This window comes from Microbacterium sp. LMI12-1-1.1 (assembly GCF_040676455.1).
Classification (GTDB): Bacteria; Actinomycetota; Actinomycetes; order Actinomycetales; family Microbacteriaceae; genus Microbacterium.
In genome coordinates this window covers 912,185-928,956 of the sequence record NZ_JBEGIA010000012.1, presented here as the reverse complement: position 1 = coordinate 928,956, position 16,772 = coordinate 912,185, and the positions used below count along the sequence as shown (strand labels likewise).

Annotated in this window: 14 protein-coding genes and 1 pseudogene; 5 read left to right on the top strand and 10 right to left on the bottom strand. The window is 72.1% G+C overall.

The features are described from left to right. Nucleotides 1-15: 15 nt before the first annotated feature. A pseudogene (locus MRBLMI12_RS12725) lies at nucleotides 16-318 on the top strand (hypothetical protein); the annotation flags it as partial. A gap of 222 nt (nucleotides 319-540) precedes the next feature. Here MRBLMI12_RS12725 and MRBLMI12_RS12720 read toward each other — a convergent pair. Next, on the bottom strand, nucleotides 541-867 hold the full coding sequence (locus tag MRBLMI12_RS12720; protein WP_349426235.1) for an ATP-dependent DNA ligase: 327 nt from the start codon (nucleotides 865-867) through the stop codon (nucleotides 541-543). A gap of 20 nt (nucleotides 868-887) precedes the next feature. Beyond that, complete coding sequence (locus tag MRBLMI12_RS12715) at nucleotides 888-1,463, bottom strand: TetR/AcrR family transcriptional regulator (protein ID WP_363356840.1); 576 nt, start codon at nucleotides 1,461-1,463, stop codon at nucleotides 888-890. A gap of 108 nt (nucleotides 1,464-1,571) precedes the next feature. Between MRBLMI12_RS12715 and MRBLMI12_RS12710 the strand changes: the two genes are divergently transcribed. After that, nucleotides 1,572-2,603, top strand: a complete 1,032-nt coding sequence (locus MRBLMI12_RS12710) for an SDR family NAD(P)-dependent oxidoreductase (protein WP_363356839.1) — start codon at nucleotides 1,572-1,574, stop codon at nucleotides 2,601-2,603. Between the two features lie 117 nt (nucleotides 2,604-2,720). Here the strand turns inward: MRBLMI12_RS12710 and MRBLMI12_RS12705 are convergent, their stop codons facing one another. The 6 genes from MRBLMI12_RS12705 to MRBLMI12_RS12680 all read right to left on the bottom strand — a co-directional run bounded on the left by MRBLMI12_RS12705 (nucleotide 2,721) and on the right by MRBLMI12_RS12680 (nucleotide 11,283). Continuing rightward, entirely contained in the window at nucleotides 2,721-4,280 is a 1,560-nt protein-coding gene (locus MRBLMI12_RS12705; RefSeq protein WP_363356838.1) for an SLC13 family permease, read from the bottom strand. 64 nt (nucleotides 4,281-4,344) lie between these two features. Next, on the bottom strand, nucleotides 4,345-6,387 hold the full coding sequence (locus tag MRBLMI12_RS12700; protein ID WP_363356837.1) for an NAD(P)-binding protein: 2,043 nt from the start codon (nucleotides 6,385-6,387) through the stop codon (nucleotides 4,345-4,347). A 487-nt stretch (nucleotides 6,388-6,874) separates the two neighbouring features. Next, the gene (locus tag MRBLMI12_RS12695) at nucleotides 6,875-8,035 is read right to left on the bottom strand and encodes a cystathionine gamma-synthase (RefSeq protein ID WP_363356836.1); all 1,161 of its coding nucleotides are present in this window, start codon (nucleotides 8,033-8,035) and stop codon (nucleotides 6,875-6,877) included. Beyond that, nucleotides 8,032-9,561, bottom strand: a complete 1,530-nt coding sequence (locus tag MRBLMI12_RS12690) for a pyridoxal-phosphate dependent enzyme (RefSeq protein ID WP_363356835.1) — start codon at nucleotides 9,559-9,561, stop codon at nucleotides 8,032-8,034. The genes MRBLMI12_RS12695 and MRBLMI12_RS12690 overlap by 4 nt, the downstream gene beginning before the upstream one ends. Before the next feature lie 247 nt (nucleotides 9,562-9,808). Then, complete coding sequence (gene msuE, locus MRBLMI12_RS12685) at nucleotides 9,809-10,426, bottom strand: FMN reductase (protein WP_363356834.1); 618 nt, start codon at nucleotides 10,424-10,426, stop codon at nucleotides 9,809-9,811. Beyond that, on the bottom strand, nucleotides 10,423-11,283 hold the full coding sequence (locus MRBLMI12_RS12680; protein ID WP_363356833.1) for a sulfurtransferase: 861 nt from the start codon (nucleotides 11,281-11,283) through the stop codon (nucleotides 10,423-10,425). Before MRBLMI12_RS12680 ends, msuE begins: the two co-directional genes overlap by 4 nt. A gap of 203 nt (nucleotides 11,284-11,486) precedes the next feature. Here MRBLMI12_RS12680 and MRBLMI12_RS12675 point away from each other — a divergent pair, with 203 nt between their 5' ends. After that, nucleotides 11,487-12,104, top strand: coding sequence for a hypothetical protein (locus MRBLMI12_RS12675; protein WP_363356832.1), 618 nt, complete (start codon nucleotides 11,487-11,489; stop codon nucleotides 12,102-12,104). Between the two features lie 143 nt (nucleotides 12,105-12,247). On the opposite strand, the gene MRBLMI12_RS12670 is transcribed toward MRBLMI12_RS12675, so the two are convergent. Further along, complete coding sequence (locus tag MRBLMI12_RS12670) at nucleotides 12,248-14,380, bottom strand: RecQ family ATP-dependent DNA helicase (RefSeq protein ID WP_363356831.1); 2,133 nt, start codon at nucleotides 14,378-14,380, stop codon at nucleotides 12,248-12,250. A 759-nt stretch (nucleotides 14,381-15,139) separates the two neighbouring features. Between MRBLMI12_RS12670 and MRBLMI12_RS12665 the strand changes: the two genes are divergently transcribed. Both MRBLMI12_RS12665 and MRBLMI12_RS12660 read left to right on the top strand, forming a co-directional pair. After that, on the top strand, nucleotides 15,140-15,469 hold the full coding sequence (locus MRBLMI12_RS12665) for a DUF6412 domain-containing protein (RefSeq protein ID WP_363356829.1): 330 nt from the start codon (nucleotides 15,140-15,142) through the stop codon (nucleotides 15,467-15,469). A gap of 102 nt (nucleotides 15,470-15,571) precedes the next feature. Further along, on the top strand, nucleotides 15,572-16,324 hold the full coding sequence (locus MRBLMI12_RS12660; RefSeq protein ID WP_363356828.1) for a YidC/Oxa1 family membrane protein insertase: 753 nt from the start codon (nucleotides 15,572-15,574) through the stop codon (nucleotides 16,322-16,324). Here the strand turns inward: MRBLMI12_RS12660 and MRBLMI12_RS12655 are convergent. Further along, the gene (locus MRBLMI12_RS12655) at nucleotides 16,303-16,761 is read right to left on the bottom strand and encodes a DUF2871 domain-containing protein (protein ID WP_363356827.1); all 459 of its coding nucleotides are present in this window, start codon (nucleotides 16,759-16,761) and stop codon (nucleotides 16,303-16,305) included. The two genes, MRBLMI12_RS12660 and MRBLMI12_RS12655, sit on opposite strands and share 22 nt — an antisense overlap. Nucleotides 16,762-16,772 lie beyond the last annotated feature (11 nt).

Sequence of the window (16,772 nt, the reverse complement as noted above, 5' to 3'; positions counted from 1 at the left end):
GGTTATTGTTGGCGCGTGGGCACGATCTACTACGGCGGCGGCGCGATGCCGATCCATATCGAGGACCGCGCATTGGCGCACCTCAAGGTCGTGATTGCGACCAAGCTCCGACGCGATGAGAGCTTCACCGTCTCGTGGGCCCACCCCGAGGATCAGCCGCGGGGGCGCAGCACGATCTGGCTGCACCCTTCGATCCCGCTCCGGTTCGTCTTCGACGACCCCGAGCCCTCCGAGCTCAGCCGCCAGTGGATCGAGGAGCTTGCGAACTCCGCCAGCTCGACCGGCGGCATCCTGCTGGTCGCAGAGCACTTCGACACCGGTCCGGTGCCGGTCGCCGAGGGCGCAGGAGCGGCGGCGCTCGAAGCGGGAGCCGACGTGTCACTCGGCAAAGTCGACGTGGAGCACATCGACGTCGACCGCCTCACCGTCGGCGGCACCGAGGTGACAGGTGAGGACGTCCCGTCCTAGGCGACCACTCCGTCGCCCGCGCCGGTCACCGATCTCGGCGGGGATCGGCATCCCGAAGGTCGCGGCGCACCCTCAAGAGGGCTCGGGCTGCGACGACTCGTCTCCTTCGGCGGGCTCGGGGAGGATCGTGAGCCCGTTCGGCCCGCTCGCCGCGAGCATCAGCTCCTCGACCCAGCGGCGGTTGATGCGCGGCTGACGGCTTCCGAAGAAGTGGAACTGGATCGGCACCGACGGGTGGATCCAGAAGCTGCGGCGACCGCTGCCGTCGCCGATCTCGACGTCGAACATGAAGGGCTCGGAACGGCGCAGCTTGTTCATCACGACGATGCGGAGATGGGCCAGCGTGCGGTCGTCGATGTCCACCGAATTGGCGTTCGTGTCGTAGATGAACCGTCCCATGGCAGGAGCCTAGCGCTGCATCACCGCGGTGCGAATGCAGCGGCGAAGAGGGCGCGGGCACGGCGCGCGACGACCGGTCGCTGCGCGGTGTCGGCGCGGGCGAGCTCGGTCGCCAGCATGCCGGTCGCCAGCGTCACGTCGTCCGTCTCGATGTGGTTCCCGATGCGGCCGGCGGCACGGTCGCGGGCGACGAGACGCTCCACCAGGGCCCGGAACCGGGCCCCGAGCACAGCCACCCTCGTATCGGTGAGATCGGCGGTGATCAGCTCGATGAAGGCTGTCGAGACGACCACCTGGTCGACGACCCGGTCCAGCAGGTCGTCGACCGTACGCTCGGAGGCCGATGTGTATTCCTCGAGCTCGCGCACGTTGTCTTCGAAGACGGCGACGGCGAGGGCGGTGCGGTCGGGGAAGTGGCGGTAGAGGCTGCCCTGCCCCACGCCCGCGCGCTTGGCGACGGCGCTGAACGGCGCGCCCAGGCCGCCTTCGGCGTACACCTCGCGCGCGGCGGCGATGAGGGCGCGACGGTTGTCGGCGGCGGCGGCGGGGCCGCGATTCTGGCGCGGCCGCGCACGGGGGGATGCGGTGCTGGGCACGGGTGTAGCCTAGTACCGGACAAAGTTGTCCGGTAGGAGCCGCCCCGAAGGATCCTCATCCCCGGACCCGCAGCCCCCATGCATGCACGAAGAAAGGGAAGAACGCCCATGAGCACCACCACCGCTCCCCTCACCGGAGCCTCCACCATCCAGTCATGGCTCGACGACCCGGCCGGCGGCGCCGCACTGCGCGGTCTGCTCGCCCAGGGCGGCCAGAGCGCGGAAGCGCTCAGCCCCATCGCCTCGCTCCCGATCTCGAACCTCGTCGCGATGAGCGGCGGCGCCTTCCCGCAGGCCGCGCTCGATGCCCTGATCGCGCAGGTCAACCCCGACGGCATCCCGGATGCCGGTGCCACCGCCGACGAGACCCCGAAGGCGGAGTGGGCCGAGAAGGTCACCGCGGGTCGCTTCACGGGCCAGACGGTCATCGTCACCGGCGCCGGCTCCGGCATCGGCCGTGCCACCGCATCGCGCGTCGCTCGCGAGGGCGGTCGAGTGATCGCCGTGGACGTCAGCCAGGACCGCCTCGACGAGTTCGTCGCGGCGCACACGGGTGCCGATGTCGTCGCTCTCACGGCCGACATCACCGACGACGAGGGCGTCGCCCAGATCATCGAGGCGGCCGGCGACCGGATCGACGCTCTCGCCAACATCGCCGGGATCATGGATGACATGACCCCCGTCGGCGAGGTCACCGACGCCGTCTGGGATCGCGTGTTCCGCGTGAACGTCACCGGCACCATGAAGCTGATGCGCGCCGTCATCCCCGCCATGCTCGCGCAGGGCAGCGGGTCGATCGTGAACACCTCGTCCGAGGCATCCCTGCGCGGCTCGTCCGCGGGCGCCGCCTACACCGCGTCGAAGCACGCCGTCGTCGGCCTCACGAAGTCGAGCGCGTTCATGTACGGCCCCAGCGGCATCCGCGTCAATGCCGTCGCGCCGGGCGCCGTGATCACCAACATCGAGGCGAAGTTCAACTCGGCGCTGGGCGCCGACCGCGTGCGCACGGGCATGGCTGTCATGGCGCCGCCGGTGACGCCCGACCGCCTCGCCGCGTCGATCACGTTCCTGCTGAGCGACGACGGCGTCAACGTCAACGGCCAGAACCTCGCCAGCGACGGCGGCTGGTCGGCCGCGTAAGAACCCGCGACGTCCCGGCTGACCCGAGCCGCCGGGGCGTCGCGCACCACGTGCTCCCCTGTCGCGATCTGCGACGCCGATCCGCGGATCGCGACAGGCGAGCGCACAACTGGACGGCTAGAACGGCCAGATGAGCGGCACGTAGAGGACCGCGACCGCCAGGAAGAACAGCGCGAGCGGCAGCCCCAGCTTCCAGTAGTCGCCGAACCGGTAGCCCGCCGGCTCCATCACCATGAGGTTCGCGGGCGTCGCGATGGGCGTGAGGAACGCCGCCGCACCCACGACCGCGAGCGCCATCATGAAGGGCTGCACCGACAGGTCCAAAGCGTGCGCGACCGAGATGGCGATCGGCGCCACGATGAGCACCGTGGCGGTGTTGCTGATCAGCTGACCGAGCACCAGTGTGATCCCGCACAGCGCGAGCAGGGCCACGTGGGGGCCCGCCTCGCCCAGCAGCGACAGCATGCCCTCTGCGACCAGGTCGGCCGTGCCGGTGCTGATGAATGCCGTCGACAGCGGGATCATGCCCGCGATGAGCACCACGGTCGTCCACGAGATCGCGTGGTACGCCGCCGTCACCGTGACGGTGCGCGTGAGCACGAGTGCGCACGCCGCCAGCAGCGCGGCCACCGCCGGCGGTACGAGGCCGGTCGCGAGGAGCACGATCATCGCCAGGAGGATGCCGATCGCGCGCTTGGCGCCGCGCCCGAGCGGCACCGACCGGCGCAGCTGCGCCGGATCGTCGACCACGAGCACACCGGGGTCCTGCGTCCGCCGCGTCAGGTCGTCCCACGCTCCCTGGAGCAGGAGCGCGTCGCCGGACTGCACGATGAACTCGGTGCCTTTCAGGTGCTCGTCGCCTCGTCGCGCCGCCAGCACGACGAGGTCACCGTCGGGCGTCGTCATCCCGGCGCACACCCGCTCGCCGATCAGCGGCGACCGCGGCGCCACGACGACCTCGGTCACCCCGGAGTTCGGGCCGAGAAGCACGCCGGTGTCGAGCGTCAGCGAATACTGCTGGCGCAGCATGCGCGCGTGCCGCACCAGGTCGACGGGCATGATCGCCCCCTTCCGCTCCGGCACCAGTCGACCCCCGAGCAGCAGGATCACGACGGTGCCGAGCAGCACCGGGATGCCGACGAGCGCGAACTCGAAGAACCCGAACTCCCTCCCTCCCGCGCCGGCGGCGAACTCCGAGACGATGATGTTGACCGGGGTGCCGGTCAACAGGAGCAGCGAGCCGGCGGACGCCGCGAAGGCGAGCGGCATGAGCAGCTTCGACGACGCGATGCCGGCACGCGATGCGACCACGACGACCAGCGGGAGCAGCGCGGCGACGGCGCCGTTGATGCTGATGAGGGCGGTCAGGACCGCCACCAGCAGCGAGATCACGGTGACGAGCGTGGCGCGCTTGGTGCCGGCGCGTCCGATCACCTTCTGGCCCGCCCAGGCCGTGACGCCCGTGGTGTCCAGGGCCTCGCTCACGACGAACAGCGCGGCGATGAACAGCACGGTCGGATCGCCGAAGCCCGCCAGGGCCTGCGGCAGGGTGAGGACGCCGGTGAAGAACAGGGCGAGCGCGACGCCGATCGCGACGATCCCGATCGGCACGCGGTTGCTCACGAACGCGATCACCGCGAGCACCAGGATGACGAGGGTTGCGGTGACGGGGTCCACGCGCCCAGCGTAGCCACCGGCCCCACGGAGCGCCCCGCGGTCGATGATCAGGCCGGGCGGCGGTTCAGCCGCGCAGCGTCGCCAGCCCCGCGACGTCGTACGCGAGCTCGACGGCCTCGAAGAGCGCCGCATCGATCGTGCGCGGTGCGAACGCATCGCCGATTGTCACGACCCGCGGCGCGGCTGGCGTGTCCGTGACCAGGCCCGGGATGCCGACCGATGCACGCGGCTCGACGGCCACCACCGCGTCGACGCCCGGGATCATCTCCACGGCGCCCGTCAGCGTGTCGCGCACCGTCACGGCGCCCGGCTCGATCCGCTCCACGAGGTGTGCCGGGCGGCGCTGGAACCCGCCGTGCGCACCGAGGCGCTCGAGCAGCAGCGGCCGGTCGTATCCGGCCCCGATGTGCGGGAAAACGGTCTCGAACGGCGTCACGAGCTCGAGCTCGTCGACGCGCTCGAGCAGGGTCAGCACGATCCCGGCGGCGTACGCCGTGCCGTCGGCATCCACCACCGCGATCCGCCGGCGGAGCGGCACGCCGGCCCCCGCCGGGGCGACCGCCGCGAAGGCGTCGGTCGTGCCCTCGGCAGGGAAGCCTCCGGAGTACGCGCCCCCGAGGGCGAGCGAGGTGCCGGCCGGGGCGATGGCGCCGGTCGCGACAACGATGCCGTCCGCGCCCTCGGCCCGCAGCAGGCCGGCGTCCGCCTCGACCCCGAGCCGCACGGTCACGCCGAGGGCCGTGAGGTCGCGCTCGAGGTCGTCGACGAGCAACCCGACGCTCTCGCGCCCCGGCACCCGGCGGGCGAGGCGCAGCTGGCCGCCGAGTCCGTCCGCGCGCTCGACGAGAGTGACCGCATGCCCGTCGGTGGCGAGTTCGACGGCGGCGCGCATTCCGGCCGGGCCGCCGCCCACGACGATCCACCGCTGCGGCGACGACGCGCGCGGCCGCTCGCCCCGCTCGAGCTCGCGCCCGGCGAGCGGGTTGACGGTGCACGACATCGCGAGTCCGCGGCTGCCGCGGCCGAGGCATCCCTGATTCAGGCGGATGCAGTGACGGATGCCGGACTCGCTCCTGTCGACGGGCTCGACTCCCATCAGCTTGCGGCCGAGGTCGGGGTCGGCGATCTGGGCGCGAGTGAGCGCGACCATGTCGGCGATGCCGGAGGCGACGACCTCCTCCGCGTCCTCGACCGAGCGGGCGGCGCCGACGCCGAACACGGGGACGTCGGGGTTCGCGGCCTTCACCGCGGCGACGTCGTCGCGCAGCCAGGCGTACGGCATAGGCGAGGACGGGAACACGTAGTGCACGTTGTGGTAGCCGCCGGCCGCGAGGTCGAGGAAGTCGATGCGGGCCTCTGCACGCAGGCGTGCGACGACCTCGCGCATGCCGGCGCCGTCGATCCCGTCGGGGTGGAACTCGTTCGCGACGATGCGGATGCCGACGGTGAAGTCGTCGCCCACCCGCTCCCGTACGGCGCGCAGCACCTCGCGCGGAAATCGCGTGCGTCCTTCGAGGTCGCCGCCGTACTCGTCTCCGCGGGCGTTGTAGAGCGGCGAGAGGAACTGATGCAGCAGGTAGCCGTGCGCCATGTGGATCTCGACGCCGTCGAATCCGCCGTCGCGCGCGTGCACCGCCGACAACGCCCAGCCGTCGATGAACGCCGCGATGTCGGCGCGATCCATCTCGCGGGTCGCGTGCGCGGTCGACGGCGACAGGACGCGCGACGGCGCGTATACCGCGCGCGGGCCGTCGGGACCGTCGGGCTGCGCCTGCGCGCCGTGGTGGTTGAGCTGCACGAAGATCTTCGCGCCCGCCTCGTGGACGGCATCCGTCATCCGCTTCGATGCGGCGACGCCCTCGGGGCGGTACGCGTCCTCGAAGCCGCGGATCGAACCGGTCGGGTGCACGAAGTGGTTGCCGGCCACGAACAGCCCGCAGCCGCCCTGCGCACGGCGCACGTAGTACGCGGTCTCGCGGTCGGACTCGACCCGGTCGGAGTACTGCTTCGAGTGCGCGGTCTGCATGATGCGGTTCGGCACCTCGACGGCGCCGATCCGCAGCGGCTGCGCGAGGACGGAGGAGCGGATGCCGGGGCGCGCGGTCATGCCTCCGAGCCTAGGACCGCCGCCTCCCACCTCCCCGCCCCCGCGCCTCACGGCTCGCCGCGCTCGCGTGCTCGCGTCCCTGCGTGCTCGCGTCCCCGCGCCTCACCGCTCGCCGTGCCCGCGTGCTCGCGCCTCGCCGTCCCCGTTGACTTGCGCTATACGCACGGCGTGTGCGGTGTGTCGCGTACGTTCAGCGCAAGTCAACGAAGGGACGCGCGGGCACCGGAGTGGCGGGGCCGTGGGCGCGCGCGGGGGGCGTCGCGCGACGCCGAGGGCAGGAGGCGGGGGCGTCGTGCGACGCCGAGGGCGGGAACCACTCGCGAGTGACGCCGTCGACGGGGACACGCGTCCTGCCACGACCCTCCCGATCACGTTGACTTGCGCTATACGTACGCCACGCCCGGCGTGTCGCGTACGTTCAGCGCAAGTCAACAAAGGGACGCGGGGACACCGGGTGGCGGCGGCGCGGGGCGCGGGGCGCGGGGGGTCAGAGGCCGGCGAGGGCCTGGTCGAGGTCGGCGAGGAGGTCGGCGACCGACTCGATGCCGACAGACAGCCGCACCACCTCGGGCGGCACGGCGAGCTCGGTGCCGCGCACCGAGGCGTGCGTCATCTCGTCGGGGTAGTTCATGAGCGACTCGACGCCCCCGAGCGATTCGGCCAGCTGGAACAGGCGCGTCGACTCGGCGAATCGGCGGGCGGATGCGGCATCCGCCAGCGCGACCGAGACGATGCCGCCGAACCCGCTCATCTGCCGCGCGGCGACCTCGTGCCCGGGGTGCGACGGCAGGCCGGGGTAGTACACGCGCTCGACCGCCTCGTGGCCCGACAGGAACTCGGCGATCGCGTGCGCGTTCTCGCTGTGCCGTCGCATGCGCAGGGCCAGCGTCTTGATGCCGCGGGTGGTGAGCCACGCGTCGAGGGGGCCGGAGACGGCGCCCACGGCGAACTGCAGGAACTTCGCCTCTGCGTACAGGGCCTCGTCGTTGAGCACGAGCGCGCCGCCGACGACATCCGAGTGGCCGCCGAGATACTTCGTGGCCGAGTGCACCACCACGTCGGCGCCGAAGGCCAGCGGCTGCTGCAGCGCGGGCGACGCGAACGTGTTGTCGACGACGACGAGGGCGCCCGCGTCATGGCCGAGCCGCGCGAGCCCGGCGATGTCGGTGATGCGCAGCAGCGGGTTGCTGGGGGTCTCGACCCACACGATGCGCGCCGGGCGGTCCTCGAGGGCCGCCCGCACCGCGCCGAGGTCGCTCATGTCGACCACGCGCACGCCGATGCCCCACGCGCCGAGCACGCGCGCGATGAGCCGATAGGTGCCGCCGTAGACGTCGTTGCCGAGCAGCACCTCGTCGCCGGGCTTGAGGGCGGCGCGCAGCAGCGCATCCTCGGCGGCCAGTCCCGACGCGAACGACAGGGCATGCGCGCCGCCTTCGAGCGCGGCGAGCTGCGTCTCGAGAGCGGTGCGGGTCGGGTTGCCGCTGCGACCGTACTCGTAGCCCTCGCGGAGCCCGCCGATACCGTCCTGCGCGTACGTCGTCGAGAAGTGCACCGGCGGGATCACGGCCCCGGTGGTGGGGTCGAAGGCCTGACCGGCGTGCACCGCGCGGGTCTCGAAACCGGAGTCGTTCGTGGGCTCGGTCATGCGGGTGCTCCTTCGTGGGTGGATCCGGATACCTCGGGGCCAAGGTGTGCGCCGGGTGCAGGCGTTTCGTCTCGCTCGTTCCTCGCTCGCTCAACGACCGGGACCAGCGCGGATGCCTCGGGGCCCTGGTGTGCGCCGCGTGCAGGCGTTTCGTCTCGCTCGTTCCTCGCTCGCTCAACGACCGGGACCTGCGCGGATGCCTCGGGGCCGGGGTGTGCGCCGCGTGCAGGCGTTTCGTCTCGCTCGTTCCTCGCTCGCTCAACGACCGGGACCTGCGCGGATGCCTCGGGGCCCAGGTGTGCGCCGGGTGCAGGCGTTTCGTCTCGCTCGTTCCTCGCTCGCTCAACGACCGGGACCTGCGCGGATGCCTCGGGGCCGGGGTGTGCGCCGGGTGCAGGCGTTTCGTCTCGCTCGTTCCTCGCTCGCTCAACGACCGGGACCTGCGCGGATGCCTCGGGGCCGGAGTGTGCGCCGCGTGCAGGCGTTTCGTCTCGCTCGTTCCTCGCTCGCTCAACGACCGGAACCTCGGTCGGAGCCGCGGCTCGCTCAACGACCGTGGGTTCGGCGCGGCTCACCTCGAACCCGTGGTCGCGCATCCAGTCGTCGTCGTAGAACCGGTTGAGGTAGCCGCGGCCGTGGTCGGGCAGCAGCACGACGACCACGTCGTCGGCGGGCAGCTCGCGGGCGGTGCGCAGCGCGGCGACGACCGCCATCCCGCTCGATCCCCCGACCAGGAGACCCTCCTCGCGGGCGAGACGGCGGGTCATCTCGAACGTCTCGGCATCCGAGACGCGATGGATCTCGTCGGGCACCGCGGGGTCGTAGCTGTCGGGCCAGAAGTCCTCGCCGACGCCCTCGACGAGGTACCCGTGGAGCGGGCCGCCCGAGTAGATCGAGCCCTCGGGGTCGGCGCCGATCACCCGCACCGTGCCGCCCGACACCTCGTGCAGGTACCGGCCCGTGCCGGTGATGGTGCCGCCGGTGCCGATGCCGGCGACGAAATGCGTCACGCGGCCGTCGGTGTCGCGCCAGATCTCCGGCCCCGTCGTCTCGTAATGGCTCAGCGGCCCGTTCGGATTCGCGAACTGGTTCGGCTTGAACGCGCCGGGGATCTCGCGGACGAGCCGATCCGACACGCTGTAGTACGAGCGCGGGTCTTCGGGCGGCACGCTCGTGTCGGTCACCACGACCTCGGCGCCGTAGGCCCGCAGCACGTCGACCTTCGGACCCGCGAACTTGTCGGGCACCACGAAGATCATGCGATAGCCGCGCTGCACCGCCACGAGCGCGAGGCCCACGCCGGTGTTGCCGCTCGTGGGTTCGATGATCGTGCCGCCGGGTTCGAGCAGACCGTCGCGTTCGGCGGCGTCGATGATGCGGCGGGCGATGCGATCCTTGGCGGAGCCGCCGGGATTGAAGTACTCGACCTTGGCCAGCACGGTGGCGGCGATGCCGTCGGTGACACGGGTCAGGCGGACGAGGGGGGTGTTGCCGACGAGGTCGGCCACGCTCTGGGCGTAACGCACGATGAGTCCTGGAGTGTTGCCCGCGCGGGAGCGCGGAGGGTTGGCGGGGTCGCGGAGGTCTGTGCGAAGCGAACGCTTCAGCAGCAGGGGCGACAACACCGACAGGTCAACACGGGCGCCAGTCTAGACGCTCACCGGGGGCGGCGTCGAGGACGCCGTTGGCGGCCACGGCGCAGAGACGCCGATGACGGATGCCGCGGCCCGGCGCACCTGCCGGCCCGCGGCTGGGCCCACGCGGCCACCCGCGTCACCAGGTGGCGACGTACTCCGACCGGCGAACGAGCGCGGCCTGCTCGATGAGGGGAAGCGAGCGGTCGACGGCCTGCACGATACGGCGGGCGACGTCGGGCGAGGTGAGCTCGTAGTTCGCGAAGTCGGTCGTCGACGCGTACACGCCGACCGGCAGCGTGAGCGCCTGGAAGAACCCGAACAGCGGCCGCAGCTGGTGCTCGATGATCAGCGCGTGCCGCTCGCCGCCGCCGGTCGCCGCCAGCAGCACAGGCGTGCCCACGAGGTCGTACTGGCCGACGAAGTCGAACAGGTGCTTGAACAGCCCGGTGAACGAGGCCCGGTACACCGGGCTCGCCGCCACCAGCAGGTCGGCGGATTCGATCGCCCGCAGCGCCGACTCGACCTCGGGCGCGACATCCTCGCGCTTCAGCGCCCCGGCGAACCCCGGTCCGAGCGCCGCGATCTCGACGAGCTCGACCTGCGCGGGAATGCGCTCTGCCACCGATGCGAGGATGCTCCGCACCAGCGCGGTGGTGCGGCTCGGCTCCTGGAGCGAGCCGGAGACACCGACCACGCGCAGCGGGCGGTCGGCGATCGTGGTCGTGGTCGCCGGGTCCTTCAGCAGCGCGGTCATACCGGCACCACATCCAGCGACGGCGCCGGGCCGACGGCCGCGAGTCGTCCGCGCGAGCGCGACCACTGACTCCACGAGCCGGGATAGACGACCACGTCGATGCCGGCGAGGGCGCCCGCGAGCGCGGTGTGGGTCGCCGCGATGCCCGAACCGCAGTAGGCGGCGACGGCCACTCCGTCGGCGACGCCGGCGGCGGCGAACTCGGCGCGGATCTCCTCCGGCGAGCGGAACCTGCCCGCCGTCAGGTGGACCGTGGTCGGCAGATTGACGGCACCGGGGATGTGACCCCCGACGGGGTCGAGCGGCTCGGCGTCCCCTCGGTAGCGCTCCGGAGCGCGTACGTCGAGCAGCAGCCCGTGGTCGGGCCACTCCTCCACGCCGTCGATGTCGGCCACGCCCTCGGTGATGTCGTCGAGCACGACGTCCCCTGGCGGTCTCGGCAGCACATCCCCGGTCTCGAGCGGCAGCCGTTCGGCCAGCCAGCCTCGCAGCCCGCCGTCGAGCACGCGCACGTCGGTGAGGCCCGACCGGGTCAGCACCCACCACGCGCGCGCCGCGGCCACCGAGTGGACGTCGTCGTACGCCACCACCGTGTCGCCGTCGCGGATGCCCCATCGCCGCACTGCAGCCTCCAGCTGGGCGCGCGGCGGGAGTGGATGCCGGCCCTCGCGCGGGTCGCCACGCCGGGCGAGCTCGCGGTCGAGGTCGACGTAGACGGCGCCCGGCAGGTGCCCGTCGAGGTACGCCGGTCGGCCCTCGGGCTGATCGAGCCGCCATCGCACGTCGAGGATCCGCGGCGGGGTGCCGCCGCGGATGAGATCGGCGAGCGCTGTCGGCGAGATGAGTGGGGAAGGCATGTGGTCATGCTCGCCCGCGTCCGGAGACTGCGAAATGCTGTGACGACACACACCGCGACACGGCGACACGCGGCGTCACACGGGGTCATGCCGTGCCGGCGGAATGCGGCCTCTCGCGCGGGGCCGGTGTGTCTCGACCCGAATCCGGGCCGCCACCGACGCGCGGGCCTAGCATGCGGCCAAGACCCCTGTGGAGGAATCGGATGCCGCATCCCCGTGTGACACGCGAATCGCGGCCGCCGCAGGGCGCCCGCGCCGCCCGAGTGCTGGCGGGGCTCGCCGTCGCCGCCGCGCTCACGCTCCTGGCCGGCTGCGGCAACGGCGGGATCCCGATCCCGACCGCTCTGCCGACGACGCTTCCGACGGGCGTGCCCACGGCCCTGCCCACGGACCTGCCCACGCGGACGCCGATCCTGCCGACGCGGACGCCTGTGCCCACGGCCGAGCCGACACCCGAGCCGACAGTCGAGCCGACGCCTGAGCCGACCGTGGCACCGGAGCCCACGCCTGAACCCACACCCGAGCCCGAACCCGAACCCGAACCCGAACCGACGGTGGTGCCCGAGCCGGCGCCCACGGTGGTTCCCGAGCCCACGGCAACGCCCGAGCCGGAGCAGACGGCGACACCCACGCCGACGCCCAGCGCGTCACCGTCGCCCTCGCAGACGTCGTCTCCGTCGCCTACCGCGGAGGCGGGCGATACCACCGCGTCACCGATGAACTGGGTTCCATGGGTCGTTGTGCTCATCCTGCTGGTAGCCGGCGCTGTGATCTACCTCATCGTGCGCCGGCCACGGCCGAAACCACCGACCAGCGGCTGAGCAGCGGCGCCACGTTTCTCCTCGATCTGCGGCGCCTCCTCAACGACCGCGACCGGCGAGCGGCGAGCGGCGAGCGGCCGCGGCATCGCCCCCGGTCGCTGAGCGAGCGCCAGCGAGACGAAGCGCGAACAGTGGGCCCGGTGTCAGCCGCGGAGTGCCAGCGCGAACGGAAGCACGGCGGCGGCACCGGCGCGGCGCAGCTCGCGCGCGGCGACGGTGAGAGTCCAGCCGCTGTCCACCCGGTCGTCGACCAGCAGAACAGGACCCGCAGGGATGTCGAGGCCTGCGGCCGAGAACCGGTCCCACACCCCCGCCAGCCGGAACGCGCTGTTCCCGCCCGGCTGACCCGTGGGTCCGCCGTCGACGAGGTCGAGCGACCCGAGGAAAGGCAGGCGCCCGACCTCGGCGATGCCGCGGGCGAGCGAGTCCACCAGCTGCGGCTTGGCGCGCGACGGCATCGCCACCACCGCCACCGGGCGCGTCTCCCAGCCCCATTCGGCGAGGACGCGCACGCACGCGCCGAGCACGTTGGGCGGAACGGGCGCATCCGCGGCGCCGGCGGCGAAGAGATCGCGCAGGACGCCACCCCAGCCGAGGTCGGTGAGACGTGCGAGCGCGCGACCCTCGCCGGCCTGCTCGTCCACGGCGATGCGGCCCTTGACGGGCACGCCCAGCCGATCGGCGCCGGTGGGCCACTGCCGTCGCGTCTCGATCGGCACGCCGACGCGGTCGAGAGCCGCGGCCGCGGCATCCGTCGCTCCCTCGGCGATCGCGGTCGGGAACCAGGTGCCCGCACAGTTGTCGCACCGGCCGCAGGGCACGGCGGTGTCGTCGTCGAGGGACCGCTGCAGGAACTCCATGCGGCAGCCCGAGGTCTCTTCGTACTCGACCATGTGCTCCTGCTCGGCGACGCGCTCGGCAGCGATGCGGCGATAGCGCTCCTCGTCGTAGGTCCACGCCTCGCCGGTCGCCGTCCATCCGCCGCGCACGCGCGCCACCGCACCGTCGACATCCAGCACCTTCAGCAGCAGCTCGAGGGGCGTGCGGCGGATGTCGACCACCGCCTCCAGCGCGGGCGTCGACATCGGCGCGGTCGCGGCTGAAAGCGCCGACAGCACGCGCTCGGCGCGCTCACGGTCGGGCATCGACGCCGTTGCGAAGTACTGCCAGATCTCGCGGTCCTCGGTGCCGGGGAGGAGCAGCACATCGGCGGACTCGGTGGCACGCCCGGCGCGGCCGACCTGCTGGTAGTACGACACCGGCGACGATGGAGCACCGAGGTGCACCACGAAGCCGAGGTCGGGCTTGTCGAATCCCATGCCGAGTGCGCTGGTCGCCACGAGAGCCTTGACACGATTGTCTTTGAGGAGCGCCTCGGACTCCTCACGCTCGTCGGTGTCGGTCTGCCCGGTATAGGCCCGGACGTCGTAGCCGCGTTCACGGAGGAGGCGGGCGGTGTCGTTCGCCGCCGCGACCGTCAGCGTGTAGATGATCCCCGAGCCGGGGAGATCGCCCAGGTGGCTGATCAGCCAGGCCAGCCGGCTCGGCGAGTTGGGCAGACGCAGCACCCCCAGCCGGAGCGAGGCCCGTGCCAGCGGACCTCGGATGGTGAGCACGCCTGCGGATGCGGCATCCGCTCCCCCACCCGAGGCGCTGCCGGCATCCAGCTGCTCGGCGACGTCGGACACCACGCGGCTGTTGGCCGTCGCGGTGGTCGCGAGCACGGGGACACCGGCGGGCATCCGGGCGATCAGATCGCGCAGGCGCCGGTAGTCGGGCCGGAAGTCGTGCCCCCAGTCGCTGATGCAGTGCGCCTCGTCGACGACGAGCAGTCCGATGCGGGCGACAAGCTGCGGCAGCTGCTCGTCTCGGAAGGACGGGTTATTGAGGCGCTCCGGCGAAACGAGCAGCACGTCGACCTCGTCGCGGTCGAGCCGGCCGAGCACGTCGCCCCACTCGTGCGCGTTCGTGGAGTCGATCTTGACCGCGCGCACCCCGGCTCGTGCGGCGGCCGCGATCTGGTCGCGCATCAGCGCGAGAAGCGGGGAGACGAGCACCGTGGGTCCGGCACCTCGACGGCGCAGGAGAAGCGTCGCGACGAAGTAGACGGCCGACTTGCCCCACCCGGTGCGCTGCACCACGAGCGCACGCCGGCGGTCGTCGACGAGCGCCTCGATCGCCTCGTACTGCCCGTCGTGGAAATCGGCGTCGTCGCGCCCGACGAGCGCGCGCAGCACCTCGAGGGCTTCGGTGCGGGTATCGGTCGTCGCGGTCACGCCCTCCACCCTGCCTCATGCCGCCGACGCCGGGGTCGTCACATGAGCCGCGGTGGGGATGGCGCGATCTCCAGTCCGTCTGTGGAGGAAAGGCTCCATCGCTTGCTCGGCACCCCTGCGTCGGTGCCCCGCCGCTTCGCTCAGCCCGCCCGTCCGCGTCGCTCAGCCCGCCCGTCCGCGTGGCTCCGCCCCCATCCGCGTCGCTCCGCCCGCCGTGCGCTTCGCTCCACCCACCGTCCCCGCCCCGCGAGGCTGGGCTTGTCGGCGTCGCCGTCCGCGCGGCGTCGCGGGTCCAGCCGCGTCGCGGGCCCAGCCGCGTCGCGGGCGTCGGCGGAGTCGCTGCCTGGCGGCGGGTCATGTTCGCTTTGGCATTGAACTTCCGGTTCACAGACCATCACTGAACTTCCGGTTCACACACGATGACGTGCAGGACTCGACCCCGACGCATCTGTGCGAACCGGAAGTTCAGCGTCCCAGTGTGAACCGGAAGTTCAACGACCCAGCGGGAACCGGAAGTTCAACGACCCAGCGGGAACCGGAAGTTCAGCGACCCAGTGTGAACCGGAAGTTCAACGACCCAGCGTGAACCGGAAGTTCAACGACCCAGCGTGAACCGGAAGTTCAACGACCCTGTGTGAACCGGAAGTTCATCGGCGTTTTCGAGAGGGTGCCGCCCCGCGACGCGCACGAGCCGGCGCCGCGCGGCTCGATCCCGCTCGACGTCGCGTGTTACCGTGAAGCCGGCGGGAGGAGGCGGCCGTGCTCGAATCGATCGGCGTCGCGCTTCGCCTGATTCTCGAGGTCTTCGCCGTCGCGCTGCGCCCGCTGGCCGAGCTCCTCGCCACCGTCGCGACGCCCGGCGCCGGCGGGCTCACAGTTGCGGCGGCCACCGCTGCCGCAGTCTCCCTCGCCGCGCTCGCTCTGCTTGCTGTCGCCGTCGCGCTCCGCGCCGAGCCTGCCCGCGCCGTCATCGCGACAGCCCACCCGCGCCGCGCGATCGACGACTTCACGCGACTCACCCAGAGCCATCCCGACGCTCCGGGTCACTCCCGTCCGCGCGCGCCCGGGCTCGCGGCACTGGCCGCGTAGCCCCGACGCACGTCCGACCCCGTACCCGCGGGGGCGCTTCCCTGTCCGCCGGCGCCGTCGTGGCCACATGCCACGAACCGACACCGGACGAACGGACACACCTTGGACCTCTACGCCTTTCCGCCCATCGCCGCGATCCTCGACGCGGCCTACTCCCTCCTCATGGCCCTCTCGGCCCTGCTCGAGCCCCTCGCCGGATCCGCCGCGGCTGCGGCATCCGTCGTCGTTCTCACCCTGCTCGTCCGTACCGCGCTGGTGCCTGCCGGCATCGCGCAGGCGAAGGCGGAGCAGATGCGCAGCCGCCTGGCCCCGAGGCTCAGAGAGCTGCAGCGGCGCCACAAGCGCGACCCCGAACGTCTGCAGCGCGAGACGATGAAGCTGTACGCCGACGAGAAGGCCTCGCCCTTCGCCGGGTGCCTGCCGATGCTCGCGCAAGCGCCCGTCGTGGCCATCGTGTACGCGCTGTTCCTTCACACCGCGATCGCGGGGCACGCCAACGCCCTGCTGGTCGAGCAGCTGTTCGGCGTGCCGCTGGGGGCCAGCCTGATCGGAGCGGTCGCGACCGGCGCCGCGACGGCTTCGACCTGGGGCGTCTTCGCAGGAGTGCTCGCGGTGATCGTCGTCGTCGCCGAGCTCACGCGCCGCGCATTCCGGCCGCCGGTCGACGGATCGCGGGATGCCGGGCCCTGGGCGGGTGCGGGGATGGCACGAGTGGCGGGTCTGCTGCAGTTCACGACCGCGGTCTTCGCGCTGTTCGTCCCCTTGGCGGCCGCCCTGTACCTCGCCGTCACCGTCTCGTGGACGCTGGCGCAGCGGCTGGTGCTCCGGCGCCTCTACCCCCTGGCGGCGACCTGAGCCTGCGGCATCCGCTCCTCCGGCGCCGACGTGCGGCGCAGAGCGCGACCGAGAGCGACGAACAGCAACACCATGCCCGCCGTGAGCAGGACGTGCCCGGTGCCGGCGATGCCCGAGATCGCCTTCGACGACTCGAGCCCGAGGACGGTGAGCGAACCGTGCCAGATCAGCATCGCGGAGGTGAGGATGACGCCGGCGTTGTAGATCCAGAAGAACCAGGCGAACAGCTTCGAGCGCGACAGATCGAAGACCTTCTCGAGCACCAGGACGATCAGGAGGATCACGAACCCCAGTGTCAGCAGGTGGGTGTGGGCGAGCCCGAGCTGGGTGAACTGCCCCTCCGGGAAGTCGTTGAGCTTCGTGAACTCGCGGTAGTACAGGCCGGAGGCGACCCCGGCGATCATGTAGCCGAAGGCCGCGTAGTAGAGCTTTCGCATGGCATTCCTCT